Genomic DNA, 25,517 nt, shown 5'->3' on the forward strand with positions numbered 1-25,517 from the left:
TTTTATCTATTCCGCTCATGGCGCGTGAGTCTAGTTTTAGCTTCTGGCTTAGAGCATGGGTGCAACCGCTTATAGCGTCTGCCTTTTTATTAAGCATGCTGTGGCTGGCGGCGCAGCGTTGGCGCACTTTGCATGGAACTCCTGCTACTGCCATCGTACACGCGTTACCCGGCCGGATTGGTTCAGGCAAAAGCAGCACCTACGAGGTGGTAGTAAATTACGAACTGCCGCAGGAGCGCCTCAGGCTTGCCCGCGTACTCACCAATCAGAGTGCTTTCGAACAACTGACGTTAGGCGATACGGTTGGTGTTCGTTACGCCAAAAATCAAGCAAAAAAGCCGCTGCTGGCTTCCGAATGGAGTTTTAGTGGCGGAATGATTGTGCTTTCACTTGGGTCATTATTCTTCTTTTTCACAGGCCTACAGGCAAATAAGGACTGGCGTGGACGCCGTCGAGCGGGATATTTGCCTTAACTCAACCTACCGGTACCTGCTGCTCCTGCCACGAAGGCGTGCCGCCCGACGCGAGGCGCGGCCAGCCATCCACGTATTCCAGCCGGTCGAGTAGCAGCACGCGGCGCGAATAGCCCTGCTCGTCGTCAATAGCATCAAAGGTAAGCTGTTGGGGGTCGATGGCGTGGTAGGCAAGCCAGTCGTGGCCAGCGGCATCGGTTACCACGCAGTTGTGACCGGGCGCGTGCCAGTGGCGGTCAGCCTCGAGCAAGGTGGCGTAAGGATTGCCAGCAGCTTCGGCCAGCGTTTCGAAGGGGCCGAGGGCGTGGCGGGAACGGGCCACCAGCACGGCGTAGTGGGCATCGGGTCCGCAGCAGTTATTGCCTGAGCAAAACAAGTAATACCAGCCCTGGCGCAGAATTACCCAACTGCCTTCCAGCAATTGGTCGTAGCGGCGCGGGTCGCCGGCTCCGGCCGGGTGCAGCAGCTTGCGGGTTTTGCTGTTGGGCTTGAATGATATCCGGTCTTCGGCCAGCTCCCGCACCCGCAGCGGCCCAAAGCCTGAGCCCCAGTATATCAGCCGCTTGCCCGTAGCCGGGTCGTCGAAGGCCATGGGGTCAATGTCCTCAAAGCCCTTGCCGCGCCGCAGCGGAGCGCCTATATCCCGGAACGGGCCGGCGGGCTCGGTGGCCGTGGCCACAGCTAGGCAAAGCCCGGTGCCTCGGTCGGGCTTTGCAGAATAGTACAGGTAAAAAGTGCCTTGGTGCTCCGACACGTGCGGAGCCCAGAACTTCTGCGTGCGGCTGGCCCAGCTGGGTTTTTCCGGCAATCCTTCGCCCAGATACTCCCACTGCACTAAATCCTGCGAGCGGGCCACTTGTAGGTTGATAATTGCCCCGCCAGGGCGCTTGGTTTGGGTACCGTAGGCGTAATAGTAGCCGTCGGAAGCCCGGATAATGGTGGGGTCAGGAAAGTCAAAATCCCACACGGGATTTTGATACGTGGTGGCCGTTTTGGTCATTTGAATACGAGGCAGTAGGCTGGCTGCACAAACGAATTCTACCCGCAATAGATACAGTTCGACGCTACGGTTCTGCGTTGCTACTTCCGCCAATACCCTACCCTTCAGCAATCCGCTATATCCCGTATGAAGCGCAAGAAACTCCTGCTGCCCCCGATACTCAGTCTGCTTCTGTTTTTCTGCTGGCCCACCCCGGCCCGGCGCACCGTACTGCACGCTTACTCCGATAATGCCTTTGGCATGTGGGGCCTCACTCTGTATCTAGATGGACATTTTGACGTTTACCTGCCTACTAACCAGAGCAGCGGCCGGTTCCGGCTAACCGGCGACACTATTGAGCTGTACTACTCTGAGAAAAGCGCTGGCTTTCCGGCAGCCTACCTCATCAACCGGCAACAACAGCGGCTGGATAAGCTGGAAAATCACCAAGGCAAATGGGTAAACAGTCCGAATACCAATTGGATGGCCTTAACATTCGACTCTACCCGCCACTACTTCCGGTAACTTGAGCCGGCCTTCCTACCTTTGCCTTCTCCATCCTAGCACCTCAAACCATCACCCAACTATGGCGAACGGCTTTTTTAACGTACCCACCCCGATAAACGAGCCCGTGAAGGGCTACGCCCCCAACTCGCCCGAGCGTACCGAGCTGCTCAAAACCCTAAAAGAGCTTAAGCAGCAGCAGCGCGATATTCCCATGCACATTGGCGGCCAAGAAGTGCGCACCGGCCAAACCCAGCGCATCAGCCCGCCCCACGACCACCAGCATACCCTGGGCCACTTCCACGAGGGCTCGGCTGAGCACGTACAGCAGGCCATCGACGCCGCCCTGGCCGCCCGCCCTCGCTGGGCCGACATGGCCTGGGAACAGCGCGCCGCCATTTTCCTGAAGGCCGCCGACCTGCTGGCCGGCCCCTACCGGGCCCGTATCAACGCGGCCACTATGCTGGGCCAGAGCAAAAACGCTTTCCAGGCCGAAATTGACGCCGCCTGCGAGTTGATCGACTTCTTCCGCTTCAACGTGCACTTCATGCAGGAGCTCTACCGGCAGCAGCCCCAGAGCCAGCCCGGCATGTGGAACCGCCTGGAGCACCGCCCGCTGGAGGGCTTCGTGTTTGCCCTCACTCCCTTCAACTTCACTTCTATTGCCGCCAACCTGCCTTCCTCGGCCGCTATGATGGGCAACGTGGTGGTGTGGAAACCCGCCAACACCCAGATCTACTCGGCTCAGGTGCTGATGGAACTGTTCAAGGAAGCCGGCGTGCCCGACGGCGTGATCAACTTGGTATACGTAGACGGCCCCACCGCTGGCAAGGTCATCTTCGAGCACCCCGAGTTTGCCGGCATCCACTTCACCGGCTCCACGGGCGTGTTCCAGAACATCTGGCAGACGATTGGCCAGAACATCAAGCGCTACAAAAGCTACCCCCGCATCGTGGGCGAAACCGGTGGCAAAGACTTCATCGTGGCCCACAAATCGGCGCACGCTAAGGCCGTGGCCGTGGGCATCAGCCGGGGTGCGTTTGAGTACCAGGGCCAGAAGTGCTCGGCCGCCTCGCGCGTGTACCTGCCCAGCAACCTCGCCGACGAGATTCTGGGCTACGTGAAGGAAGACCTCAAGTCGTTCAAAATGGGCGACGTGGAGGACTTCTCAAACTTCATCAACGCCGTTATCGACGAGAAGTCGTTCGATAAGCTGGCTAAGTTCATCGACGGCGCCAAGGCTGATGCCAACGCCGAAATCGTGGCCGGCGGCAACTACGATAAATCGAAAGGCTACTTCATCGAGCCCACGGTTATTGTTACCAAAGACCCCAAGTACGTGACCATGTGCGAGGAGCTGTTTGGGCCGGTGGTAACGGTATTCGTGTACGAAGCCGACGAGTTTGAGCAGACGCTGGAGCTGGTGGATAGCACTTCGCCCTACGCCCTCACCGGCGCCATCTTCGCCCAGGACCGCTACGCCGTGGACCTGGCCTCGAAGAAGCTGGTGCAGGCCGCCGGTAACTTCTACATCAACGACAAGCCCACCGGGGCCGTGGTAGGGCAGCAGCCCTTCGGCGGGGCCCGCGCATCCGGCACCAACGATAAGGCCGGCTCCCTGCTGAACCTGCTCCGCTGGGTGTCGCCGCGCGCTATCAAGGAAACCTTCGTGCCGCCCGTTGATTACCGTTACCCCTTCCTGGGCGTAGAAACCGGTGAAAACCTGCAAACCGACAAAGGGCTGTAGGCTTTCGTAACTATTTAAAAGGCCGCCTCCCAATACTCGGGGGCGGCCTTTTTAGTATTATATACGCTGGTAAATGACAGAAACATCAACGCCTAACTTCTGCTGAAATCGACTTATAAAATACTCGGTCAAGTTAGGCCAATTCCAGAATTTGAAGCCTAAATCACTGAAACCCCATTGCGGTATAAACCGAAATTGATGAATGCTATTTGTAGTGTTACAAACTGGACAAACTATGTTATCCATGTCACTCTCATACCAGTCTTCCAGAAAACTCAGGTCCTCTTCTGCCAAATTTTGGTAACAGGTGGGACAGTGTATTTTATCTATCCCATTGCCACCAGTATCGAAGATGTACCTCTCCGTGATAATCTCTAGTCCATTTATATTCAAGCTAAAAATATGATTAATAGCCGATTCGGTTACTTGCTTGGCCCCATCCGATATTGCATAACCCTTATTAGGGTTTAGAATACAGTGTGTAGATGTAGGCTTTACTATATCATCTACAACTAGCCAGTGTAAAATTTCCTTTGCCTTCGTTATTCTATCAGGGTAGATTGATACTTGCGGAACAATTGCAATACTGTAGTCACTCATTAATTTTCCGGCTTTATTGTTTCGCGAATATCCGGAAGCCGCGGCTGTAACAGCGGCACCGCCACCTCATCATACATATCGGCCACCAGCAGTGTGATGCACAGCTCGGGCAGCTCCAGCGTATCCGTCAGCTCAGCCAACGGCGTGAAGGACCATACCCCGCTCGGCTCCCGCCGAAACCACTCCACCAAGCAGGTGTGCTGCGTTACCAACACGTAGTGCTGCAACGACGCTAGCTGTTTATACTGGTTGAATTTCCAGCTCCGGTCGTGGTCAGCCGTTGATGGCGACAGGATTTCGATGATTAGTACCGGATGGCGCATGATGCGTTCTTCCCGCAAATCATCGGGGTGGCATGTCACGAATACATCTGGATAGGTGTAGTAGCGCCCTTCGGATACGGCCAGTTGCATTCCCTCGTCAAACACTTTGCAGCCACGTCCACGCAGGCCGCTTCGCAGGGTGATAACACAGTTTTGCCGGATGGTGTGATGCGTTGCCGAAGCCCCCGACATGGCAAACACCTCTCCCTCGAAGAACTCGTGGCGCTGCTGCGAGGCAGCTTCAAGCTCTTGGTATTCCGCTACCGTATAGCGGGCCGAGGGCGTGGATTGAGGCTGAGCCATGGAAGTATCGGTCTGGTTGCTCCCAAAGATACACCTTTCCACCCCCAGCCTGATTTCGCGTTTGTTCCGCCCGCATTTCGTGGTACCTTTGCCTTCCATGCCGTTTTTGCACGGCATTTATCCGCTGATGCCTATGCTTCTCGCTGTTCCAACCAACTACCAGCCCGCTGATTTTCTGCCGATTGTGGTGCAGTTCGTGCTGGCCCTGGCCTTCGTGGCGTTTTCAATGGTAGCCTCCCACTTGCTGGGGCCGCGCCGCACCAGCCGCGTAAAGGATGAAGCCTTTGAGTGCGGTATTGAGTCGGTGGGTAACGCCCGCACGCCTATTTCGGTGAAATACTTCCTCACGGCCATCCTGTTCGTGCTCTTCGACGTGGAAGTTATCTTCATGTACCCCTGGGCCGTGAATTTCCGCGCGCTGGGCACTACCGGCTTTTATGAGATGATTGTATTCCTGGCGCTGCTGATGGCAGGCTTCGCATACGTCATCAAAAAAGGCGTATTGCGCTGGAACGAGTCGCGTTAAGGCAACCTTTGGGCACTTCCCAGTGTTGCCTTTTTGAAGCTTTTGGCTTCACCTCAATTGACTGACCTCATGGAAAATAGAGCTCCTGAAATTAAAATGGTGGATGCCCCCGAGGGCATGGAGGGCGCCGGCTTCTTCGCCACCTCCCTGGAAAAGGTAGTGGGCATTGCCCGCGCCAACTCTCTCTGGCCACTGCCCTTTGCCACCTCGTGCTGCGGCATCGAGTTTATGGCTACCATGGGCTCCCGCTACGATATCTCCCGCTTCGGTTCCGAGCGTCCCTCCTTCTCGCCCCGGCAGGCCGACCTGCTGATGGTGATGGGTACCATTGCCAAGAAGATGGCCCCGGTAGTAAAGCAGGTATACGAGCAGATGGCCGAGCCCCGCTGGGTACTGGCCATGGGTGCCTGCGCCTGTTCGGGCGGCATCTTCGATACCTACTCCGTGCTGCAGGGCATCGACCGGATTATTCCGGTAGACGTGTACATCCCCGGCTGCCCGCCCCGCCCCGAGCAGGTGCTCGACGGCCTGATGCGCATTCAGGACCTGGCCAAAAACGAGTCGCTGCGCCGCCGCAACTCCCCCGAATACCAGGCTCTGCTGGCGTCTTACAATATCAAGTAAGCCGATTATAGAGCTTAGATGCTAGAGCTTGGAACGTAGAAGTTCAGCGCCACTAACATCTAAGCTCTATGATCTAAGCTCTAAGCTCTATTTAAATGGCTGACCAGAACGAATCCATTCCGGCCCAGGAAGCTGCCGCTGCGCAGGACCCCGCCGCGCAGAAGAACGCGCAGCTGCTGGCCCTGCTGCACCGCCTGTTCGGGGCCGATGCCTTCACCGATGTGGAGGAGCCCTACGGCCTGCTCACCGCCACCACCACGCGGGAGCGGATTCACGATATCATTGCCGGCCTGCAGCAGGACCAGGAGCTGCAGGTGAACTTCCTGACTACCATGTGCGGCATGCACTGGCCCGAGCAGGAAGGCCGCGAGTTGGGCATGGTGTACCACCTGCATAGCCTGGTGCACAACGTGCGCCTGCGCCTGAAAATCTTCTTCCCGATTGCCGACCCCGTGGTGCCTACCATGACGGACCTGTACGCCACGGCTAACTGGATGGAGCGCGAAGCCTACGACTTCTACGGCATTCAGTTCCCCGGCCACCCCAACCTGCTGCGCATCCTGAACGTGGAGGACATGGACTACCACCCTATGCGCAAGCAGTACGCCCTGGAAGACGGCACCCGTGAAGACAAAACCGACCTGTTTTTCGGACGATAGTTTTTAGTGCCTGGTGCTTGGTGCTTCGAGCGTAGCTCAGCAACCGGCACTCCCCCAAGCACTAAGCACTAGCAACTAAGCACTACCAACATGGCAGTAAACGACGCGCTGGAAGGCACGCACAAAATAATCGAGGAGGCCGAAGAACAACGGCCGCGCCTGCATCCGCTGGCTCCTTCCGTCAACGACTTCAACCAGGAGCTAACCACGCTGAACCTGGGCCCCACCCACCCCGCTACCCACGGCATCTTCCAGAACATTCTGCAGATGGACGGCGAGCGGATTGTGACCGGTGTGCCCACTATCGGCTACATCCACCGAGCGTTTGAGAAGATTGCCGAGCGGCGGCCCTTCTACCAGATTACGCCACTCACCGACCGCATGAACTACTGCTCCAGCCCCATCAACAACATGGGCTGGCACATGACGGTGGAGAAGCTGCTGGGCGTGCAGGTGCCCAAGCGCGCTCAGTACATGCGCGTGATTCTGATGGAGCTGGCCCGCATTTCCGACCACCTCATCTGCAACGGCATTCTGGGCGTGGATACGGGGGCTTTTACCGGCTTCCTGTACCTGATGGACGAGCGAGAGAAGATTTACGAAATCTACGAGGAAGTAAGCGGCGCCCGCCTCACCACCAACATGGGCCGCGTGGGTGGCATGGAGCGCGACTTCTCCGACGCCGCTATTCAGAAGCTGCGTAAGTGGCTGAAGGAATTCCCGGCCGTGATGACGGAGTTCGAGAAGATGTTCAACCGGAACCGCATCTTCATGGACCGCGTGGTGGACGTGGGCGGCATCTCGGCCGAGCGTGCCCTCAACTACGGCTTTACCGGTCCCAACCTGCGCGCCGCCGGCGTCGACTACGACGTACGGGTGATGAATCCCTACTCATCGTACGAAGACTTCGAGTTTGAAATTCCGGTAGGCACTAAGGGCGATACTTACGACCGGTTCATGGTGCGCAACGAGGAAATCTGGCAGAGCCTGCGCATCATCAACCAGGCGCTGGAAAACCTGCCCCAAGGCCCCTACCACGCCGATGCGCCCCACTACTACCTGCCGCCCAAGCAGGCCGTGTACAAAAACATGGAAGCCCTCATTTATCACTTCAAGATTGTGATGGGCGAAATTGACGCGCCGGTGGGCGAAGTGTACCACTCGGTAGAGGGTGGCAACGGTGAGCTGGGCTTCTACCTGGTATCCGACGGTGGCCGCACGCCCTACCGCCTGCATTTCCGCCGCCCCTGCTTCATTTACTACCAGGCCTACACCGAAATGGTAACCGGCCAGACGCTCTCCGACGCCATCGTGACGCTGTCGTCGATGAACGTAATTGCCGGGGAGCTGGACGCGTAGTTTTTTGCTGAATTTGACCCTTATGGAGACGACTGCCGCCAAGCCGCAATTTTCCGAAGCCGCGCAGGCCGAAATCAAGCGCCTCATTGCCCATTACCCCGAGGACCGCAAAAAATCGGCCCTGCTGCCGGTGCTGCACATTGCCCAGGCCGAATTTGGCGGCTGGGTAAGCCCCGAAGTGCAGAACCTGGTGGCCGAAACGCTGGACCTCAAGCCCATCGAGGTGTACGAGGTAGCCACGTTCTACACCATGTTCAACCTGAAGCCGGTGGGTAAGCACGTGCTGGAAATCTGCCGCACGGGCCCCTGCATGCTGCGCGGCTCCGACGAGCTGACGGCTCACCTGGAGCGCATCACCGGGGCTACAGTGGGTGGTCCGGCTTCGGCCGACGGCCTGTTCACCCTGAAAGAAGTGGAGTGCTTGGCCGCCTGCGGCTTTGCCCCCATCGTGCAGGTGCGGGAGAAGTACTACGAGCAGCTGGATACCCCGGAGGCCGTGGACGCCATGCTCACCGAGCTGCGCAACCAGGTACACCGCCCGGCCCTGCCCTGGGAAGAAACCGGCCTGCCCAACGCCCTGGCCAACAACTAACGTCTTTTCGGCTTACCGCTCAGAACTTATGGGACGCAAACTGCTGACCGAACATATCAACGTTGAAGGCATCGACACCTTTGAAGTGTACCGCAAGCACGGCGGCTACCGCTCGGTGGAGAAGGCCCTCAAAACCATGACCCCCGACGAGGTGGTGGAAGAGGTGAAGAAGTCGGGCCTGCGGGGCCGCGGCGGCGCCGGCTTCCCCACGGGCATGAAGTGGAGCTTCCTGGCCAAGCCCGAGGGCGTGCCGCGCTACCTTGTGTGCAACGCCGACGAATCGGAGCCGGGCACCTTCAAGGACCGGCAGCTGATGTCACGGCTGCCCCACCTGCTCATCGAGGGTATGATTACAAGCTCCTACGCGCTGGGGGCCAACACCTCGTATATCTACATCCGGGGCGAGCTGTTGTACGTGCTGCGCATCCTGGAAAAAGCCATTGCCGAGGCCTACGCGGCTGGTTTCCTGGGCAAGAACATCCTGGGCTCGGGCTACGACCTGGACCTGCACGTGCACCCCGGCGGCGGCGCCTACATCTGCGGTGAGGAAACCGCCCTGCTGGAATCGTTGGAAGGCAAGCGGGGCAACCCGCGCAACAAGCCCCCATTCCCGGCTGTGCAGGGCCTCTACGCCCGCCCCACGGTGGTAAACAACGTGGAATCCATTGCCGCCGTGCCGGTGATTGTAAACGACGGTGGCGACGAGTACGCCAAAATTGGCATCGGCCGGAGCACCGGTACCAAGCTGATTTCGGCCTGCGGCCACCTCAACAAGCCGGGTATCTACGAAATTGAGCTGGGTGTGCCCGTGGAGGAGTTTATCTATTCCGACGAGTACTGCGGCGGCATCTGGAAAGGCCGCGACCTGAAGGCTGTAGTAGCCGGCGGCTCGTCCGTTCCGATTCTGCCTAAGGAGCTCATCCTGAAAACAGCCGCCGGTGAAGACCGCCTGATGACCTACGAATCGCTCAACGACGGGGGCTTCGTAACGGGTACCATGCTGGGCTCGGGGGGCTTTATTGCCATGGACGAGACGACCTGCATCGTGCGCAATACCTGGAACTTCAGCCGCTTCTACCACCACGAGTCGTGCGGGCAATGCTCGCCCTGCCGTGAGGGTACGGGCTGGATGGAAAAGGTGCTGCACCGCCTCGAGCACGGCCACGGCCACATGGAGGACATCGACCTGCTGGTGAGCGTGGCCAAGCAAATCGAGGGCAACACCATCTGCCCCCTCGGCGAAGCCGCCGCCTGGCCGGTAGCCGCCGCCGTGCGCCACTTCCGCCACGAGTTTGAGTGGCACGTGACCCACGCCAAGGAAGCCGCCCAGCCCGGCGCGGTGTACCGGGCAAACGGTGTATTGGCGTAGTAACAGAACGTCATGCTGAGCTTGCCGAAGCATCTCTACCGCTTCGTTGCAAGACCATTTTATTACCCCCGGTAGAGATGCTTCGGCAAGCTCAGCATGACGTTCTTTGTTGTGCAGAACAGTCGAAATCCTAACGATTTCAACCAACAATGGCTAAAATAACCTTCGACGGCATCGAGGTGGAAGTTCCGGACGGAACCACCATCCTGAATGCAGCCCGCCAGATTGGCGGCAGCATTGTGCCCCCGGCCATGTGCTACTACACCCCGCTGAAAGGCTCGGGCGGCAAGTGCCGCGCCTGCCTGGTGCGCGTGGCAGCCGGTTCGGCCAAAGACCCGCGCCCCATGCCCAAGCTGGTGGCCTCGTGCGTAACGCCGGTACAGGACGGGATGGTGGTGGAAAACACTACCAACGAACAGGTGCTAAATGTGCGCAAGGGCATTGTGGAGATGCTGCTCATCAATCACCCCCTCGACTGCCCGGTGTGCGACCAGGCCGGGGAGTGCGACCTGCAGAACTTCGCCTTCGAGCACGGCGTGAGCACCACCCGCTACCAGGAAGAACGCCGCACCTTCGAGAAAATCGATATCGGGCCGCTGATTCAGCTGCACATGACGCGCTGCATCCTGTGCTACCGCTGCGTGTTCACGGCTAACCAGATTACCGATAACCGGGTGCACGGGGTACTGGGCCGCGGCGACGCCGCCGAAATCGGCACCTACATCGAGAACATCATCGACAACGACTTCTCCGGCAACGTGATTGACGTGTGCCCGGTAGGTGCCCTCACCGATAAGACGTTCCGCTTCAAGTCGCGCGTGTGGTTCACCAAGCCGGTGAATGCCCACCGGGACTGCCCCAAGTGCTCGGGCAACGTGGTGCTGTGGTACAAAGGCAAGGACGTGCTGCGTACCACCGCCCGCAAAGACCAGTACGGCGAGGTGAAGGAGTGGATTTGCAACGAGTGCCGCTTCGAGAAGAAGGACACTGCCGACTGGACCATTGAGGGTCCCGCCCACATCGACCGGTCATCGGTAATTTCGGCCAACCACTACGAGCTGCCTGTGCTCAACCAGTCGGTAGTAGCCGACCTGCCCGAAAGCACCGTGCGCGACCTGCAGAAGAACCCACCGCTGAAATTAGGCAACTAGTTTTCAGTTGCCAGTTGCGAGTTGCCAGTTACCTTATTCTGTAACTATGGCCCTCATCAAACTGGCAACTCGCAACTGACAACTCTCAACTAAAATGATTGAACTACCCGCCCTCGGCTGGCAATCCATTGTCATCTTTGTCGTATTTGCGCTTTCGCTGCTGATTGCGACGTACTGCACCTACGCCGAGCGCGTAATTGCGGCCTTCCTGCAGGACCGTGTGGGCCCCGACCGCGCCGGCCCTTACGGCCTGCTACAGCCCCTGGCCGACGCCGTGAAAATGTTCACGAAGGAGGAATTCTTCCCCGGCGGGGCCAACAAAGCCCTGTTCGTGTTCGGCCCCTGCCTGGCCATGGTAACGGCCCTGATGTCGTCGGCGGTAATCCCGTTCGGCAATACCATGAGCTTCGGCAACAACGCCTTCTTCCTGCAGGGCATTGAGGTGAACGTGGGCATGCTGTGGGTGTTCGGCGTGGTGTCGCTGGGCGTGTACGGCATCATGATTGGCGGCTGGGCCTCCAACAACAAGTTCTCGCTGCTGGGCGCTATCCGGGCGGCTTCGCAGAACATCAGCTACGAGTTGGCTATGGGCATGGCCCTGATTGCCGTGCTGATGATGTCGGGCACGCTGAGCCTGCGCGAAATCACGCTGCAGCAGTCGGTAGCCGGCGAGTGGCACTTCTGGAACATCGTGAAGCAACCGCTGGGCTTTATCATCTTTTGCGTGTGCGCCTTCGCCGAAACCAACCGTACCCCCTTCGACTTGCCCGAGTGCGAAACCGAGCTGGTGGGTGGCTACCACACCGAATACTCCTCGATGAAGCTGGGCCTGTACCTGTTTGCCGAGTATATCAACATCTTCGTGGCCTCGGCCGTGATGAGCGTACTGTACTTCGGTGGCTTCAACTTCCCCTTCCAATATGAGCTGCGCGACTGGTTTGTGAACAGCCAGGGCTGGGGGCTGGCTTCGGCCCAGAACCTGATTACCCTGCTGGGTACTGTGGGCCTGTTCCTGAAAATTTTCGCCTTCATCTTCTTCTTCATGTGGGTGCGCTGGACGCTGCCGCGCTTCCGCTACGACCAACTGATGCGCCTGGGCTGGACCATCCTCATTCCGCTGGCCGTCATCAACATCCTCATCACCGGCGGGCTCATCCTGTTCGGCGTGATTCAGTAACGACTTCATTTACTTTGTCGGCTGGTGCGTTGCGCCGGACGACAGTAGGTACTATAGCATGCAACTCACCAACCGAGCCAAGAAACTAGAGAAGAAGCCCATGACGCTGGCCGAGCGGGCCTACCTGCCGGCCATCTTCCAGGGCCTGAGCATCACGATGCGCCACTTCTTCATGAAGAAGGCTACCGTGCGCTACCCCGAGGAGGTACGTCCTTTTGCGCCGGTGTTCCGGGGCCTGCACGTGCTCAAGCGCGACGAGCAGGGCCGGGAGCGGTGCACGGCCTGTGGCCTGTGCGCGGTGGCCTGCCCCGCCGAAGCCATTACGATGGTGGCTGGTGAGCGGAAGAAAGGCGAAGAAGGCCTCTACCGGGAAGAGAAGTACGCCATCAGCTACGAAATCAACATGCTGCGCTGCATCTTCTGCGGCCTCTGCGAGGAGGCGTGCCCGAAGGCGGCCGTGTACCTGCAGCCGGATAAGATTGCGCCGCCGCGCTACGAGCGGGATGAGTTCATCTACGGCAAGGACCGCCTGGTGGAGCCCGTGTCGCCCGACCAACGCTCGGTGCGCGGCATTCAGCTCACCCCCGAGCAGGCCGACGCCTTGCGCGGTAAATTGGCGCAGCAGCCAGCGTAACTACAATTGTCATTCCGAGCAAAGCGAGGAATCTGAGTAAACCCGTTCCGGTAAGTAGCCCAGATTCCTCGCTTTGCTCGGAATGACACAATTGACTTCTCTATGTCTCCTCTTTTTCTCTTCCTCACGTTTGTGGCGCTGCTGAGCGCGTTGGGGGTGGTATTTGCCAAAAACCCGGTGCACAGCGTCCTGTTCCTGATTCTGACGTTCTTCTCACTGTCGGGGCACTATCTGCTGCTGAATGCGCAGTTTCTGGCGGCCGTGAACATCATCGTGTACGCCGGGGCCATCATGGTGCTGTTCCTGTTCGTGATTATGTTCCTGAACCTGAACGTGGACACCGAGCCGCACAAACCCGCGCTGGCTAAAATTGCAGCAGCCGTGGCCGGGGGCTCCCTCCTGCTGGTGCTGGTGGCCGCGCTGAAAGACGTGCGCCCCACCGGGGCCGACCTCGCCACCCTCGACTCGCAGATTGGCATGGTAGACCGCCTGGGCATTAAGCTCTACACCGAGTTTCTGCTCCCCTTTGAGCTGGCCTCCGTGCTGTTCCTCATTGCCATGGTAGGTGCCGTAATGCTCGGCAAACGCGAGGTAGGCGAACGGAATTTCTAGTTGCATTCATCTACTCTGGTAGATACCAAGCGCGGCGGCTGATGTATCAGCCGCCGCGCTTTTTTATGTTTATCAAATGGATTTTAACACCCTAGCCGAATACACCGCAGCCTGTCAGCTGCATTACGAGGAGTTCTTTGGAACACCAGGCCGAAAAATCATTTGGCGCGCTGGGCCTGTTGAGAAGCTGCATCCTTATTTCTACCTGTTGGAATTTGCTCCAACTACAGAGGAATCAGCGTGGACGTATTGCACCGTTGGTATGTCGTTAGATAGGCCAGCCGAAAGATCTATTGAATTATTTATTTTATCACCGCAGCAAGATGAGTCGTTAGCAGAGCTACTGCTTTTATGCGCCTCCTTTCACCGTAACAGCGCACAACTTGATCTTAACCACACAGTGAATATTGGGCGGCCGTGGTTAGCTGACTCCTGCTGCGACCACGCTTTTATCTCGCTACCATATCTGCACGGCGAAGCATTGGAGCTACTTGATTTTGCCAGCATCACAACTCATTGCTACTGGCTCATTCCGATAACTGAAGCGTAGAGAGACTACAAGAGTCAGCATGGAGCAGAGGCACTGGAGCACCTCTTCGAGCAGCAGGAATTGGATTACCTCAACCCAAAACGTAGCTGCCTGATTTCCTCCTAAACTAACAGCGGCCCCCGAGTACTCGGGGGCCGCTGTTAGTTTACGGCTCTCCACAACTGCCTATTCCGTTTCCGCGCTGCGGCGGCGCATCCAGGCGGGGCCGGTACAGACGCCTTCCATTTTCTGGCGGAACTTCTCCTTTTCCTCAGGGGTGAGACACTCGAGGCGGTTTTCCATCTGGTGCTTCCACTGCCGGCGTTTGCGGGCCCAGTCGGCGCGGTGGCCGCGGCCGCCCCAGCCGTTGAACAGGATACGGGAGAGCACCAGCAGCCCCATGGCCTGCCAGATGCTGATGGCGGGCACGGCAAACAGGTCGGGCAGCAGCCAGTTCCACAGCCGCATGGTCACGTAGCCCACTACGGTCAGGAACAGGACAATCAGCAACAGTATTTTAAGGCCGCGCAGCAGCCAAAAAGAGAGTTTCATTTCAGTTATCAGTTATTCGTTGCCAGTTGTCAGGAAACGGTGATTAGCCTCATCACTAGCTGCGAACTAATAACGAGCAACCAGTCATCAGCAACTAATCAGTGAACAGTTCGGTGTAGAGGGTGCGCAGGCGTTTGCGCAGGTGTTGCACGGCATAGTGCTTGCGCGAAATCAGCGTTTTGAGGGGTACGCCGGTTTCCTCTTCCATCTCGCGGAAGCTTTTGTCTTCCAACTCGTGCCAGATAAATACCTCGCGCTGGGCTGCCGGCAACTCGGCCAGTGCATCAGTGAGAGCCTCCATTAGGGTTTCGCGCAGCAGCCGGTTTTCGGGGGCATCGTCCACGGCGGGCAAAATATCAGCCAGCAGCAGGGCATTTTCATCCCCATCCGTGGCAAAGGCAGACAGCTCGTTTTCCAGCGAAACGGGCTTTTTCTTGCGGTAGAGGTCAGTAATCTTGTTGCGGGCTACCCGGAACAACCAAGCGGCGGCCTGCTCCACCGGTTTCATCAATCGGTAGCTTTCTACCAATTCCGCGAAAACGTCCTGCAGCACGTCTTCGGCCTCGGCTTCATCGGGAATGCGGCGGCGGATAAAAGCCAGCAGCCGCTTACGCTGGGTGCGCACGGCTTCCTGAATCTGCAGGTCCTGGTGGCCGGCCGTCATCCGTGAGGCGTCAAGAGGTAGAGCGAGGGTTTCCATTCTGCACAGGCAGACGGAATGCGCCGGAAGATACTTTACCGGCTGCTGAAATTTATTTTGGGTAGATAATAAAAGCCCGTCATTCCTCGGCTTCGCTCGAAATGGCGTTCTGTTGCCGAGGAGCCTTCCTACAAAAAGTGGTATAGGAACGTGATGATGCCGGTATAGGCAGGTTTACGCTGGCCTTCAATTTCGAGAATTACTTCGATGCGGGCTTTGGCAATGCCGCGCAGGTCTTTCACGGACAGCAGCTTGGCGCGCAGCCGCACTTGGCTGTCGACCGTCACGGCCTGGTTGAAGCGCAAACTTTCAATTTCATAGTTCACCTGCATCTTCAGGTTTTCGATGTGCGCGATTCGCGTCCAGAGGTAGGGCAATACCGCTACCGTCAGGTAGCCGTGGGCAATGGTTGTACCGAAAGGTGACTCTGCTTTGGCGCGCTCCGGCTCGGTGTGAATCCACTGAGAATCAAGGGTAGCCACGGCAAACTGGTTGATTTGCTCTTGAGTAATGGTGAGCCAGGGGGATACACCCAACTCCTGACCTTCGTACTGTTGCAGGGAGGCCAGACTGTTAATGGTAATGCTCATGGGAGGGAGTGATATACAGTTGAAGGGAGCTAAAGTACGGCTTGTGGGCGGTACCCAAGCCAGCAAGCTTGTTTTGCCGCCGGGCGCAGATGGAAGCTTCGCCAAAGCCAGCGAATCTTCGCCCCGCAACTGGGGGGATTGCCTTAACTTAAAGGGTGGCGTTTTCCGATTTTAGGGCTACTTTTGCCAGCTAATTGCCCCGTTGTGCCACTGGCCGTTGGGGCGTTGTTTCGCCGTCAGCCCTTCCGCATGAACCCGAACATACCCGAGGTTATCCAAACGGTTCCGCTTCATTATTACGTCTTCTTTGCCGCCACGCTGTTCAGCATCGGGGTACTGGGCGTGCTTACCCGGCGTAACGCCATCATCATATTTATGTGCGTGGAGTTGATGCTCAACGCCGTAAACGTGCTGCTGACGGCCTTTTCGGCCTACCGCGCCGATGCCAACGGGCAGGTATTCGTGTTCTTCATCATGGCTGTAGCCGCCGCCGAAGTGGCCGTGGGTCTGGCCATTATTGTGATGATTTACCGGAATCTGCAGAATACCGACGTTAACCTGCTCAACCGCCTGAAATTCTAGGTAAGGGACTCAGAAGCTTAGGGACTTAGGGACTTGCCATTGGCCGGTCTGAGTTCCCAGGTCCCCGAGTCCCCAAGTCCCTGACTATATGCAAGAACAAGTAATACCCGCTGCCGGCGCGCCGTACTCCACGTTTCTGTACGTGCTTATTCCGCTGCTGCCGTTTCTGGGCTTTCTGATTAACGGGCTGCTCAACCGCCGGCTGTCGGGCACGGTAGCGGGGCTGATTGGCTCGGCGGCGGTGCTGGGCTCGTTTGCCATTTCGCTCACGCTGTTCCTGAACTTCCAGTATCCCTACACCGTCACGCTGTTCGACTGGATTACGGTCGGTTCGCTGCAGATTCCGTTCAGCTACCAGATTGACCAGCTTAGCCTGATTATGCTGCTGCTGGTAACGGGCGTGGGCTTCCTGATTCACGTGTACAGCATCGGCTACATGCACCACGATGAGAACGTGGGCAAGTTTTTCAGCTTCTTGAACCTGTTCGTTTTCAGCATGCTGGTGCTGGTATTGGGCTCCAACTTTGTGATTCTGTTCATCGGTTGGGAAGGCGTGGGGCTGTGCTCCTACTTGCTCATCGGCTTCTGGAACAAGAACACCGCCTATAACAACGCCGCCAAGAAAGCCTTCATCATCAACCGCGTGGGTGACCTGGGCTTCCTGCTGGGTATCTTCCTGATTTACGCCGCCTTTGGCTCCGTACAGTTCGGCGAAGTATTCCAGAAGGCTCACCTCAACCAGTTTGGCCCTTACTCGGTGAGCATCGTCACGGTGATTACGCTGCTGCTGTTCGTGGGTGCTACCGGTAAATCGGCCCAGCTGCCGCTTTATACCTGGCTGCCCGACGCCATGGCTGGCCCCACCCCGGTTTCGGCCCTGATTCACGCCGCTACCATGGTAACGGCCGGTATCTACATGATTTTGCGCGCCAACGTGCTGTTCACGCTGGCCCCCGATACCCTCGAAGTTATTGCCATCATTGGCGCGGCTACAGCTTTGTTTGCCGCCACCATCGGCCTGGCCCAGAACGACATTAAAAAGGTGCTGGCTTATTCCACCGTTTCGCAGCTGGGCTACATGTTCCTGGCGCTGGGCGTGATGGGCTACAGCACTTCCCTGTTCCACGTGCTCACGCACGCCTTCTTCAAGGCCCTGATGTTCCTGGGCGCGGGCTCCGTGATTCACGCTATGAGCAACGAGCAGGACATGCGCCGTATGGGCGGCCTGCGCAAAGCCTTGCCCATTACGTTCATCACCTTCTTCGTAGGCTGTCTGGCCATTGCCGGTATCCCACCCTTCTCGGGCTTCTTCTCCAAAGACGAAATCCTACTGCACGCCTTCGAGCACAGCAAGGCGCTGTATGCGGTGGGCCTGTTCACGGCTTTCCTGACGGCCTTCTACATGTTCCGTCTACTGTTCCTTACCTTCTTCGGCGAGTTCCGCGGCACTGAGGAGCAGAAACACCACCTGCACGAGTCGCCGGCTTCCATGACGCTGCCGCTCATCGTGCTGGCTATTCTGGCCGCCGTGGGTGGTTTCATGAACGCGCCTTTCTTCCTGGGTGAGGAAAACGCCTACCTAGCCAACTATCTCGCGCCGCTGTTCACTTATTCCAAGCAGCTGAACCCGGCTGCCTTCGGTGTGCACGCCGACCACGCCACCGAGCTCATGCTCATCGGCCTCTCGGTGGGCGCGGGCGTGCTGGGCATCATCCTGGCCTACGTGCAGTACGTGAGCCGCGGGGTGCGCCCGGTGGAAAATGGCGAGTCGCGCGGTTTTCTCGAAAACCTGATTTACCATAAGTACTACATCGACGAGCTGTACAACGCCCTGTTCGTGCGCCCCATCATGTGGCTCTCGCGTGGCCTGTTCCGCTACGTGGAAAACGGCATCATCGACCCCATCGTGAACGGCTTCGGCCGCCTGACCATGGGCGGAGGCCAGCTCCTGCGCTACGTGCAAACCGGCTCCGTGGAAACCTACCTTATCCTGATGGTGGTGGGCATCGTGCTGGTGATGGCGCTGAACTACGTGAAGTTTTAGGTGTATGCTGGGCGTCCTGTTTTTAGCGGATGTTTTTGAGCCAGGAGTTTCCTTCCCAGGAATCCTGCTTGCATTAGCTTGCTACCTGATGCCCGCTATTATCGGCCGCGACCAGCAAAACATCCGCGGCATATTCCTTCTGAATTTACTTCTGGGCTGGACTATCATCGGATGGTTTTTCGCCTTACATCTTGCGCTTAAAGTGTCGTTTGCTGACCGGGAAGCAGTTGCTTCTCGTCGGCTCGGACGTCATCGGAACAACCTGATTAGCTAATGCTGACTGTCCTTCTTCTACTCTGGCCCGTGGCGGCCGCCCTGCTGCTGCACTTCTTCAAAGGCCGTGCGGCCCGGGTTCCGGCGCTGGGCGCGGCCCTGGTTGAATTTGCGCTGGCAGCTTATGCCGCCTTCACCTTCAATGCCAACCACAGCGGCCAATTTTCCTACAACCTCAACTGGATTCCCTCGGCGGGCATTCAGTTTGCGGTGGGTATGGACGGGCTGAGCCTGCTGCTGGTGCTGCTGACGGCCGTGCTGGTGCCGGTTATCCTGCTGAGCGCCTTCCGCCGCAACTTCGAGAACGAGTCGGTGTTTTACGCGCTGGTGCTGTTCATGCAAACCGGGCTGGTGGGCGTGTTCACGGCCCAGGATGCTTTCCTGTTCTACTTCATGTGGGAAGTGGCCCTGATTCCGATTTACTTCCTGGCCGGCGTGTGGGGCGGCGTGAACCGGGCCCGCGTCACGTTCAAGTTCTTCCTGTACACCATCATCGGCTCGCTGTTCATGCTGGCCGGCTTCGTGTACCTCTACTTCCAGACCGGCCCTTCGGCCGACGGCCTCTCGGCTCACAACTCGGCGCTGGCTTCGTTCTACAATCTGAACCTGCCGGCCGCAACGCAGGTGTGGCTGTTCTGGCTGATTTTTGCGGCCTTTGCCGTGAAGATGCCCATCTTCCCCTTCCACACCTGGCAGCCCGACACCTACACCGAGGCCCCGGCCCCGGCTACTATGCTGCTCTCGGGCATTATGCTGAAAATGGGTATCTACGGCTGCATGCGCTGGCTGCTGCCGGTGGTGCCGGTAGGCACTGATTATTGGCAGAAACTGGTACTGATTCTGGCCATCATCGGCATCATCTACGGCGCCATCATTGCCATCCGCCAACAGGACGCGAAGCGGCTCATTGCCTACTCGTCCCTGTCGCACGTGGGTTTGATGATTGCCGGCGTGTTCTCCCTGACCCAGATGGGCATGCAGGGTGCCAGCATTCAGATGCTGGCTCACGGTGTGAACGTGGTGGGCATGTTCTTCATTGCCGACGCCATTGAGCGCCGCACCGGCACCCGCAACATTGCTGACTTGGGCGGCCTCACCCGCAAAGCGCCCGTGCTCACGGTGTGCTTCCTGGTGCTGCTGCTGGGCACGGTGGCCCTGCCCCTCACCAACGGTTTCGTGGGCGAGTTCCTGCTGCTGGGCGGCGTGTACCAGTTCAACCACTGGATGGGCGCCGTAGCTGGCGTAACCATCATTCTGGGCGCGGTGTACCTGTTGCGCATGTTCCAGCGCGTGATGCTCGGCCCCGATTCGTCGTTCACCGAAACCTTCACCGACCTTACTGGCTCGGAGCTGGCCCTGCTGGTGCCACTCATTGTGCTGGTATTCTGGATTGGCTTGTTCCCCAACACGTTCCTGCACCTGTCGGAAGGCAGCGTGATGAACATTCTGAACGAGGTAGTAAAACGCTAAACGGCTAGTGGTCTGCGGCCGAGCCCGTGGCAACTACATTCTCTGCTAATGAATTCCATCATTCTACTTTCCGTTCTGGGCCTGGGTAACCTGTTTCTCGGGTTCCGCCAATCCAACCGGCTGCTACTGCCCGTGATGATGCTCATCCTGGGCGGCATCCTGACGGTGAATTTCATCGATTGGGGCACTACTGAGTCGTACTTCAACGGCATGCTCACCATCGACAACTTCTCGGTGGCTTTCACGGGCATTGTGCTGCTGACGGCGCTGGTGCTGATTCCCTTCTCCCAGAAGTATGTGCTCGACGGCGAGGCCAACCTGGCCGAATATTACTCGCTGCTGCTGTTCTCGCTGGTAGGTGCCATCATGCTGGTGAGCTACAACCACCTGCTGATGCTGTTCCTGGGCATCGAAATCCTGAGCGTGGCCATGTACGTGCTGGCCGGCTCCGATAAGCGCAACCTGCGCTCCAACGAGGCCGCGCTAAAGTATTTTCTGATGGGCGCATTCTTCACCGGCATCCTGCTGTTTGGCGTGGCGTTGGTGTACGGAGCTACCGGCACCTTCGAGCTGAGCAAAATCAGCTTCGCAGTGCAGAATCCTACCAATGCCTCGTTGCGGCCCATGCTCTACATCGGCATGCTGATGATGTTCATTGGTATGGGCTTCAAGGTTTCGGCCGCGCCGTTCCACTTCTGGACGCCCGACGTGTACGAGGGTACGCCCACGTTCTTCACGGCCTTCATGAGCACCATCGTGAAAACGGCCGGTTTTGCCGCCTTCCTGAAGCTGCTGGTGCAGGCCTTCCCGGCCGCCAATGCCCAGGGTATCTGGCTGCCCACCCTCACCGCCATGTGCGTGCTCACCCTGCTCATCGGCAACGTGGGCGCCGTGGCTCAGACCAGCGCCAAACGCATGCTGGCCTACTCCAGCGTATCGCACGCGGGCTACCTGCTGATTGCCCTAGTGGCCTTCAACGGGGAGTTGCTCGGTGCTTCGGCCAACGGCATCCTGTTCTATTCGCTGGCGTACTCGGTAGCCACGGTGGCTGCCTTTGGCGTGCTGAAGCTGGTGGCCGACGCCCGCCAGCGCGAAGATTACGACGCCTTCAACGGCCTGGCCAAAACCAATCCGCTGCTGGCGTTTTCGCTCACGGTATCCATGCTGAGCCTGGCTGGTATTCCGCTCACAGGTGGCTTCTTCGGTAAGTTCTTCGTGTTTTCGGCCGCCGTGGAGAATGGCTACATCGGCCTCGTGGTGTTTGCTGTGGTGATGTCGATGGTGAGCATCTACTACTACCTGCGCCCCATCATTGCCATGTACATGCACGACGCCGACGCCACCACCGCCGAGGCCGTGCCCGTTACGCCGTTCCAGAGTGCCGCCCTGTTGCTGCTGGCCGCCCTCACGGTACTGCTGGGTGTGCTGCCCGGTCTGGTGGCCGGCGTGCTGTAAGCAGCCCAACTCCGTTCGGTTTTCTACTCTCGCAACGCCTCGGCCCTCCGGCCGGGGCGTTTTGCGTTGCGGGCCGTGCTCCTTCGTTTTCCCCAAAATGGACGCGCTGACGTAGTAAAAGCCCACGCGGAGCCGGCAAACCCTCCTGCTACGGTGTGGCATAGGCACGCTACCCTGGCAAAGTCTCGCGCCACCTCCGGGAGGCCCGCGCTAACGAGGCAAACCCTCGCGCCAAAGTTGCGAGGTGTAGAGACGTGTATTCGCGTCTCCCACCAGAACGTCCGGCACCGCACCGTCTGAACAACACTAACAACGAGGAGACGCGAATACGCGTCTCTACATTCTGACCTAAGTGGAAAAAGGACTCGGAGCAAACCTAACCGGCAGCAGCCGGGCCGGTGTTTCTCAACCAGCAGGCCGGTGCCGTAGCTTTACTTCTTAATCACCCGAATGCTGATGCGGCGGTTGAGGGCGCGGCCTCCGGGCGTAGTGTTGGGCGTGATGAAGTACTTGCCGCCGTAGCCTTTGGCCTGCACCCGATTGATATCGACGCCCATGCCGGCAATAGCCAGCATAGCGGTTTTGGCCCGCTCCTCGCTGAGCTGAAAGTTTTTGAGCGGGTTGCCGGTGCTGTCGGTGTAGCCGCCAATCTTCACTACCGAAGCGGGGAATGTTTTGAGGATGCTAGCCACGTTGCGCAGCTGCAGAAATGACTCATCGGTGAGCGTGGTGGAGCCGGGCTCGAAATACACCCTGTCGAAGTTAATCCAGCCCTTGGTGCGGTTAACGGAATCGACCTGCTGGGTGGGGTCGGCTAGGAAGGTGTAGAGGCGGTTTTCGGTGGAGGTGGCCCCTACTTTCTGGGTAGTACCGTCGGCCAGGTGCAGAATGAGGGGCTGGCCGGTGTCGTAGATGTAGTTGCCGCTGCTGGCATCGTAGCGGCCGGCTTGTCCGGCCGGGGCGGTAACGCCGTTGGGGACCGTGGGCGCGGCGGCGGTATTGGCCGCACCCAGCGGGTTTGTGCTTTGCCCGAAGAACAGTTCGCGCCAGTTACCGAACAGGTAGCCCAACGCTACGGCCGCTAGCAGCAGTGCCCCCCACTGCCACCGCACCGGTGTGCGCGCCGGCGGCGCCGGTACCGGGGCCGTGTACGTGTGGCCCCCTCCTACCGATGCCCATACCCCGGCCGGAAGATTCGCCGGAACTGGTACGGCATCCGGACCGGGCACGGCGGGCGGCGCGGACGTTTCCGCCAGCAGCGCCCCCGACAGCCGGCTGCCTTCCTGCACCAGCCACGCCGCCAGGGCTTCGGGCGTGAGGCTATGCTCCTGGCTATGCTCTCCGATAACGCCCAGTGCCGCCACGGCGGCCGCGCTCAGCACCCGCTCGGCGGCCGGCAGCCCAATAGTGGCAGCCGTAGCCACCCGCAAAGCCGTGAAGTGGTAGGTTTCGCCCAGCAGCCCGCGCATCAATGATTCGCCGCGGGCAATCCAGCCTTGGTGGGTTTCGGCGGCCATCGGCTCTAGTACGCTGGCTCCGTAGGCTTCGCGCCCCAGCTTCCAGATGGTGGCCGGGCCGTCGGGACCACTCACCCGGCCGGCCAGGGCCTGCACGGCTACCGGCACGGCCCGCGTGAGGGCTGCGCGGAGGGCTTCAATACTTTCCTGGGTTTCCTGCGCCAGCTGTTCCAGCAGGTCATTGCTGAAAGAGAATCGGGTAACGCTTGTCAGTGTCTGTTCCATTCTTACCATCCCTGTATATCCAACATAAATAAAACTACATTTTTTATTTAAATATTTATCATAAAAAAACAAAAAAACCGCCGATTCTCCGGTGAAGTCGGCGGTTACTACGTGAGGCAGCGCGGGTGTCAGGCGCGGCGGAGCATCACGGTTTCCTCGTTGGCGTACGCCACGGCCTCATCCGGGAAAGGCTCCTCGCCCCGGAATTTCTGGAGCAGCCGGGCCGTGGTGATAATGTCCTTCTGGCAGTAGCGAGCAATGCGGGGCAGGTCGTTTTCTTCGTAGTACACCCGCGCCACGTCCTTGCCCTGAATATCGTCTTTGGGCGTAGGAATACCGAACATGGCCGCCAGCAAGCTTAGAGAAGTGAAGGATTTTCGGTCACCGAACTTCCAGAGCTCCATCGTATCGAGGTGGGCTACTTCCCATGGCTTTTTGCCGGCTGTGTCAAGGTGGGGTGGCAGCTCCAGGCCGTTGATAAGGATGCGGCGCGAGAGGTAGGGCAAATCGAACTCCTTGGCATTATGGCCGCACAGCCGGAACTGAGGTCGTTGGCTGATAACGGCGCTGAACTCGCGCAGCAGCTGCCGCTCATCGTGCCCATAAAAAGATTTTACGCTGAAGGATACTCCTCCGCTGGCCGCCGTGCGGAAGCGGCCCAGCGAGATACACACCACCCGCCCGAATTCGGCGTAAATGCCGGCCTGTTCAAACAACGCCGCCGCGTGCAGGGCATCGGGCAGGGGGGCAATGTGGTCGTGGTGCGAAATCCAACCTTTCTCGCGGCGCAGGGCGTGGCATTTGTGCTCCCACAGCTCCTTCAGCATCTCGTGCAGGTCGTCGTGGTGGCCCACGCAGGGCACGGTTTCGATGTCAAGCACAAACACTTCATCGAGCTTCAGGTCGCGGAGCAGGCGCATGGCGGCAGTTCTAAAAAGGCAGTCGAATAGGGTAATATAGCGTTTCCCTAACCAAAAAGCCTTCTCAGTGCCTCCTTTGCTACATTATGCCGGCATCAGGCCAGCGCGGGGCGGTTGGTAAGCCAGAGCCCGAGCAAGGTAATCAGCAGCTGACGACGTGGTTTGCGCATGACGGTACGGTAGTATGATGGCAGCCCTCAACATGCGGCCCACACAGCCGCCGAACACCCGGATAAGATACTCAACACCGCCGGCCCTGGCAATAACATATTGATGTGAGGGTCCTCCGCCTACGCGCTAGGCGAGCCCCTGGCGCAGGGCCTTACTTACAGCCTCCGTCATGGAGCGCACGTGCAGCTTCTCGTAGATTTTTTTGATGTGGGAGCGTACCGTATCGATGCTGATGCCCCGGTCGGCGGCAATCATCTTGTAGCTGTATCCTTCTACCAGCAGGCGTAAGATTTCCTGTTCGCGGGTGCTGAGCGTACCCAGCTGTTCTTCGGGTTGGCGCGGGGCTGGTTTCGGGAACAGCCGCAGTACCTGCCGGGCAATGGCGGGCGTCATGGGAGCTCCGCCGTTCCGCACTTCACCAATGGCCTCCAGTATCTTACTGGGCGGGGTTTTCTTGAGCAGATATCCATCGGCACCGGCGCACACGGCCTCAAACACCCGGTCGTTATCCTCGAATACGGTGAGCATTACTACCTGCACCTGCGGGGCCACTTGCTTAATACGCCGCAACCCCTCAATGCCGGTGCAGCCAGGCATGTCAATGTCCATCAGAACCACGTCCGGACGGTACTGGCTCACGTCGGTTTCGGCTTGGGTGCAGTTGCCCAATGCAGCCGTTAGCTCCAAACTCGGGTCACTGCTAAGCAACTGACTTAAGCCGGCGCGCAGGTCGGGGTTGTCTTCGTAGAGTAGGATGCGGGTGGTATCAGGCATATAGGTGGGGCGCAGTGCCGGGAGTTAACGAAAATACGCAGCCCACTATGCGGATGCTACTGCATAATGATGTGAGGGTGCTA

27 protein-coding genes are annotated in these 25,517 nt (G+C 58.6%); 19 read left to right on the top strand and 8 right to left on the bottom strand.

The window, feature by feature from the left end:
- Positions 1-17: 17 nt before the first annotated feature.
- Positions 18-473: a DUF3592 domain-containing protein gene (locus tag LF252_RS19255; RefSeq protein ID WP_226271224.1), complete on the top strand. Its 456-nt coding sequence runs from the start codon at positions 18-20 to the stop codon at positions 471-473.
- A gap of 1 nt (position 474) precedes the next feature.
- On the opposite strand, the gene LF252_RS19260 is transcribed toward LF252_RS19255, so the two are convergent.
- Positions 475-1,473, bottom strand: a complete 999-nt coding sequence (locus tag LF252_RS19260; protein WP_226271225.1) for a glycoside hydrolase family 43 protein — start codon at positions 1,471-1,473, stop codon at positions 475-477.
- 126 nt (positions 1,474-1,599) lie between these two features.
- Here LF252_RS19260 and LF252_RS19265 point away from each other — a divergent pair, with 126 nt between their 5' ends.
- Together LF252_RS19265 and pruA are read left to right on the top strand one after the other, a co-directional pair.
- On the top strand, positions 1,600-1,977 hold the full coding sequence (locus LF252_RS19265) for a hypothetical protein (RefSeq protein ID WP_226271226.1): 378 nt from the start codon (positions 1,600-1,602) through the stop codon (positions 1,975-1,977).
- A gap of 61 nt (positions 1,978-2,038) precedes the next feature.
- Positions 2,039-3,703 (top strand): L-glutamate gamma-semialdehyde dehydrogenase, encoded by a 1,665-nt coding sequence (pruA, locus tag LF252_RS19270; protein WP_226271227.1) that lies wholly within the window; start codon positions 2,039-2,041, stop codon positions 3,701-3,703.
- A 599-nt stretch (positions 3,704-4,302) separates the two neighbouring features.
- Here the strand turns inward: pruA and LF252_RS19275 are convergent.
- Positions 4,303-4,929: a Uma2 family endonuclease gene (locus LF252_RS19275; protein WP_226271228.1), complete on the bottom strand. Its 627-nt coding sequence runs from the start codon at positions 4,927-4,929 to the stop codon at positions 4,303-4,305.
- A gap of 133 nt (positions 4,930-5,062) precedes the next feature.
- On the opposite strand from LF252_RS19275, the gene LF252_RS19280 reads away from it, so the two are divergent.
- From LF252_RS19280 to LF252_RS19330, 11 genes are all read left to right on the top strand, one after another.
- Complete coding sequence (locus LF252_RS19280) at positions 5,063-5,455, top strand: NADH-quinone oxidoreductase subunit A (protein ID WP_226271229.1); 393 nt, start codon at positions 5,063-5,065, stop codon at positions 5,453-5,455.
- Positions 5,456-5,524: 69 nt separating this feature from the next.
- The gene (locus LF252_RS19285; RefSeq protein WP_317197873.1) at positions 5,525-6,079 is read left to right on the top strand and encodes an NADH-quinone oxidoreductase subunit B; all 555 of its coding nucleotides are present in this window, start codon (positions 5,525-5,527) and stop codon (positions 6,077-6,079) included.
- A gap of 95 nt (positions 6,080-6,174) precedes the next feature.
- On the top strand, positions 6,175-6,738 hold the full coding sequence (locus tag LF252_RS19290) for an NADH-quinone oxidoreductase subunit C (protein ID WP_226271230.1): 564 nt from the start codon (positions 6,175-6,177) through the stop codon (positions 6,736-6,738).
- A gap of 90 nt (positions 6,739-6,828) precedes the next feature.
- Positions 6,829-8,097 carry an NADH-quinone oxidoreductase subunit D gene (locus tag LF252_RS19295; protein WP_226271231.1) on the top strand — a complete coding sequence of 423 codons (1,269 nt, stop codon included), beginning with the start codon at positions 6,829-6,831 and terminating at the stop codon, positions 8,095-8,097.
- 22 nt (positions 8,098-8,119) lie between these two features.
- Positions 8,120-8,689 carry an NADH-quinone oxidoreductase subunit NuoE family protein gene (locus LF252_RS19300; protein ID WP_226271232.1) on the top strand — a complete coding sequence of 190 codons (570 nt, stop codon included), beginning with the start codon at positions 8,120-8,122 and terminating at the stop codon, positions 8,687-8,689.
- A gap of 28 nt (positions 8,690-8,717) precedes the next feature.
- Complete coding sequence (nuoF, locus tag LF252_RS19305) at positions 8,718-10,058, top strand: NADH-quinone oxidoreductase subunit NuoF (RefSeq protein WP_226271233.1); 1,341 nt, start codon at positions 8,718-8,720, stop codon at positions 10,056-10,058.
- A gap of 149 nt (positions 10,059-10,207) precedes the next feature.
- Positions 10,208-11,209 carry a 2Fe-2S iron-sulfur cluster-binding protein gene (locus LF252_RS19310; RefSeq protein ID WP_226271234.1) on the top strand — a complete coding sequence of 334 codons (1,002 nt, stop codon included), beginning with the start codon at positions 10,208-10,210 and terminating at the stop codon, positions 11,207-11,209.
- A 94-nt stretch (positions 11,210-11,303) separates the two neighbouring features.
- A complete protein-coding gene (nuoH, locus tag LF252_RS19315) occupies positions 11,304-12,386 on the top strand; it encodes an NADH-quinone oxidoreductase subunit NuoH (RefSeq protein WP_262905024.1) in 1,083 nt (360 codons plus the stop codon).
- Between the two features lie 58 nt (positions 12,387-12,444).
- The gene (locus LF252_RS19320) at positions 12,445-13,020 is read left to right on the top strand and encodes a NuoI/complex I 23 kDa subunit family protein (RefSeq protein ID WP_226271235.1); all 576 of its coding nucleotides are present in this window, start codon (positions 12,445-12,447) and stop codon (positions 13,018-13,020) included.
- 102 nt (positions 13,021-13,122) lie between these two features.
- On the top strand, positions 13,123-13,632 hold the full coding sequence (locus tag LF252_RS19325) for an NADH-quinone oxidoreductase subunit J family protein (protein ID WP_226271236.1): 510 nt from the start codon (positions 13,123-13,125) through the stop codon (positions 13,630-13,632).
- A gap of 76 nt (positions 13,633-13,708) precedes the next feature.
- Entirely contained in the window at positions 13,709-14,182 is a 474-nt protein-coding gene (locus LF252_RS19330) for a suppressor of fused domain protein (protein WP_226271237.1), read from the top strand.
- 165 nt (positions 14,183-14,347) lie between these two features.
- Here the strand turns inward: LF252_RS19330 and LF252_RS19335 are convergent, their stop codons facing one another.
- The 3 genes from LF252_RS19335 to LF252_RS19345 form a co-directional block, all read right to left on the bottom strand.
- Positions 14,348-14,713, bottom strand: coding sequence for a hypothetical protein (locus LF252_RS19335; RefSeq protein WP_226271238.1), 366 nt, complete (start codon positions 14,711-14,713; stop codon positions 14,348-14,350).
- A 94-nt stretch (positions 14,714-14,807) separates the two neighbouring features.
- Entirely contained in the window at positions 14,808-15,413 is a 606-nt protein-coding gene (locus tag LF252_RS19340; RefSeq protein WP_226271239.1) for an RNA polymerase sigma factor, read from the bottom strand.
- A gap of 128 nt (positions 15,414-15,541) precedes the next feature.
- The gene (locus tag LF252_RS19345) at positions 15,542-16,003 is read right to left on the bottom strand and encodes a MaoC family dehydratase (RefSeq protein ID WP_226271240.1); all 462 of its coding nucleotides are present in this window, start codon (positions 16,001-16,003) and stop codon (positions 15,542-15,544) included.
- Positions 16,004-16,252: 249 nt separating this feature from the next.
- Here LF252_RS19345 and nuoK point away from each other — a divergent pair, with 249 nt between their 5' ends.
- The 5 genes from nuoK to LF252_RS19370 all read left to right on the top strand — a co-directional run bounded on the left by nuoK (position 16,253) and on the right by LF252_RS19370 (position 21,827).
- Positions 16,253-16,585 carry an NADH-quinone oxidoreductase subunit NuoK gene (nuoK, locus tag LF252_RS19350; protein WP_226271241.1) on the top strand — a complete coding sequence of 111 codons (333 nt, stop codon included), beginning with the start codon at positions 16,253-16,255 and terminating at the stop codon, positions 16,583-16,585.
- Positions 16,586-16,673: 88 nt separating this feature from the next.
- Positions 16,674-18,629, top strand: coding sequence for an NADH-quinone oxidoreductase subunit L (nuoL, locus tag LF252_RS19355; RefSeq protein WP_226271242.1), 1,956 nt, complete (start codon positions 16,674-16,676; stop codon positions 18,627-18,629).
- Positions 18,630-18,633: 4 nt separating this feature from the next.
- Positions 18,634-18,903, top strand: coding sequence for a superinfection immunity protein (locus LF252_RS19360; protein ID WP_226271243.1), 270 nt, complete (start codon positions 18,634-18,636; stop codon positions 18,901-18,903).
- Positions 18,903-20,372 (top strand): complex I subunit 4 family protein, encoded by a 1,470-nt coding sequence (locus LF252_RS19365; RefSeq protein ID WP_226271244.1) that lies wholly within the window; start codon positions 18,903-18,905, stop codon positions 20,370-20,372. The genes LF252_RS19360 and LF252_RS19365 overlap by 1 nt, the downstream gene beginning before the upstream one ends.
- Before the next feature lie 48 nt (positions 20,373-20,420).
- Positions 20,421-21,827, top strand: coding sequence for an NADH-quinone oxidoreductase subunit N (locus LF252_RS19370; protein ID WP_226271245.1), 1,407 nt, complete (start codon positions 20,421-20,423; stop codon positions 21,825-21,827).
- 431 nt (positions 21,828-22,258) lie between these two features.
- Here the strand turns inward: LF252_RS19370 and LF252_RS19375 are convergent, their stop codons facing one another.
- The 3 genes from LF252_RS19375 to LF252_RS19385 form a co-directional block, all read right to left on the bottom strand.
- Complete coding sequence (locus LF252_RS19375; protein WP_226271246.1) at positions 22,259-23,569, bottom strand: OmpA family protein; 1,311 nt, start codon at positions 23,567-23,569, stop codon at positions 22,259-22,261.
- Between the two features lie 128 nt (positions 23,570-23,697).
- Positions 23,698-24,489 carry a 3'-5' exonuclease gene (locus LF252_RS19380; protein WP_226271247.1) on the bottom strand — a complete coding sequence of 264 codons (792 nt, stop codon included), beginning with the start codon at positions 24,487-24,489 and terminating at the stop codon, positions 23,698-23,700.
- Between the two features lie 297 nt (positions 24,490-24,786).
- Positions 24,787-25,434 carry a response regulator gene (locus LF252_RS19385; RefSeq protein WP_226271248.1) on the bottom strand — a complete coding sequence of 216 codons (648 nt, stop codon included), beginning with the start codon at positions 25,432-25,434 and terminating at the stop codon, positions 24,787-24,789.
- Positions 25,435-25,517: the final 83 nt, after the last annotated feature.

It is taken from the genome of Hymenobacter pini (assembly GCF_020421205.1).
Lineage (GTDB): Bacteria > Bacteroidota > Bacteroidia > Cytophagales > Hymenobacteraceae > Hymenobacter > Hymenobacter pini.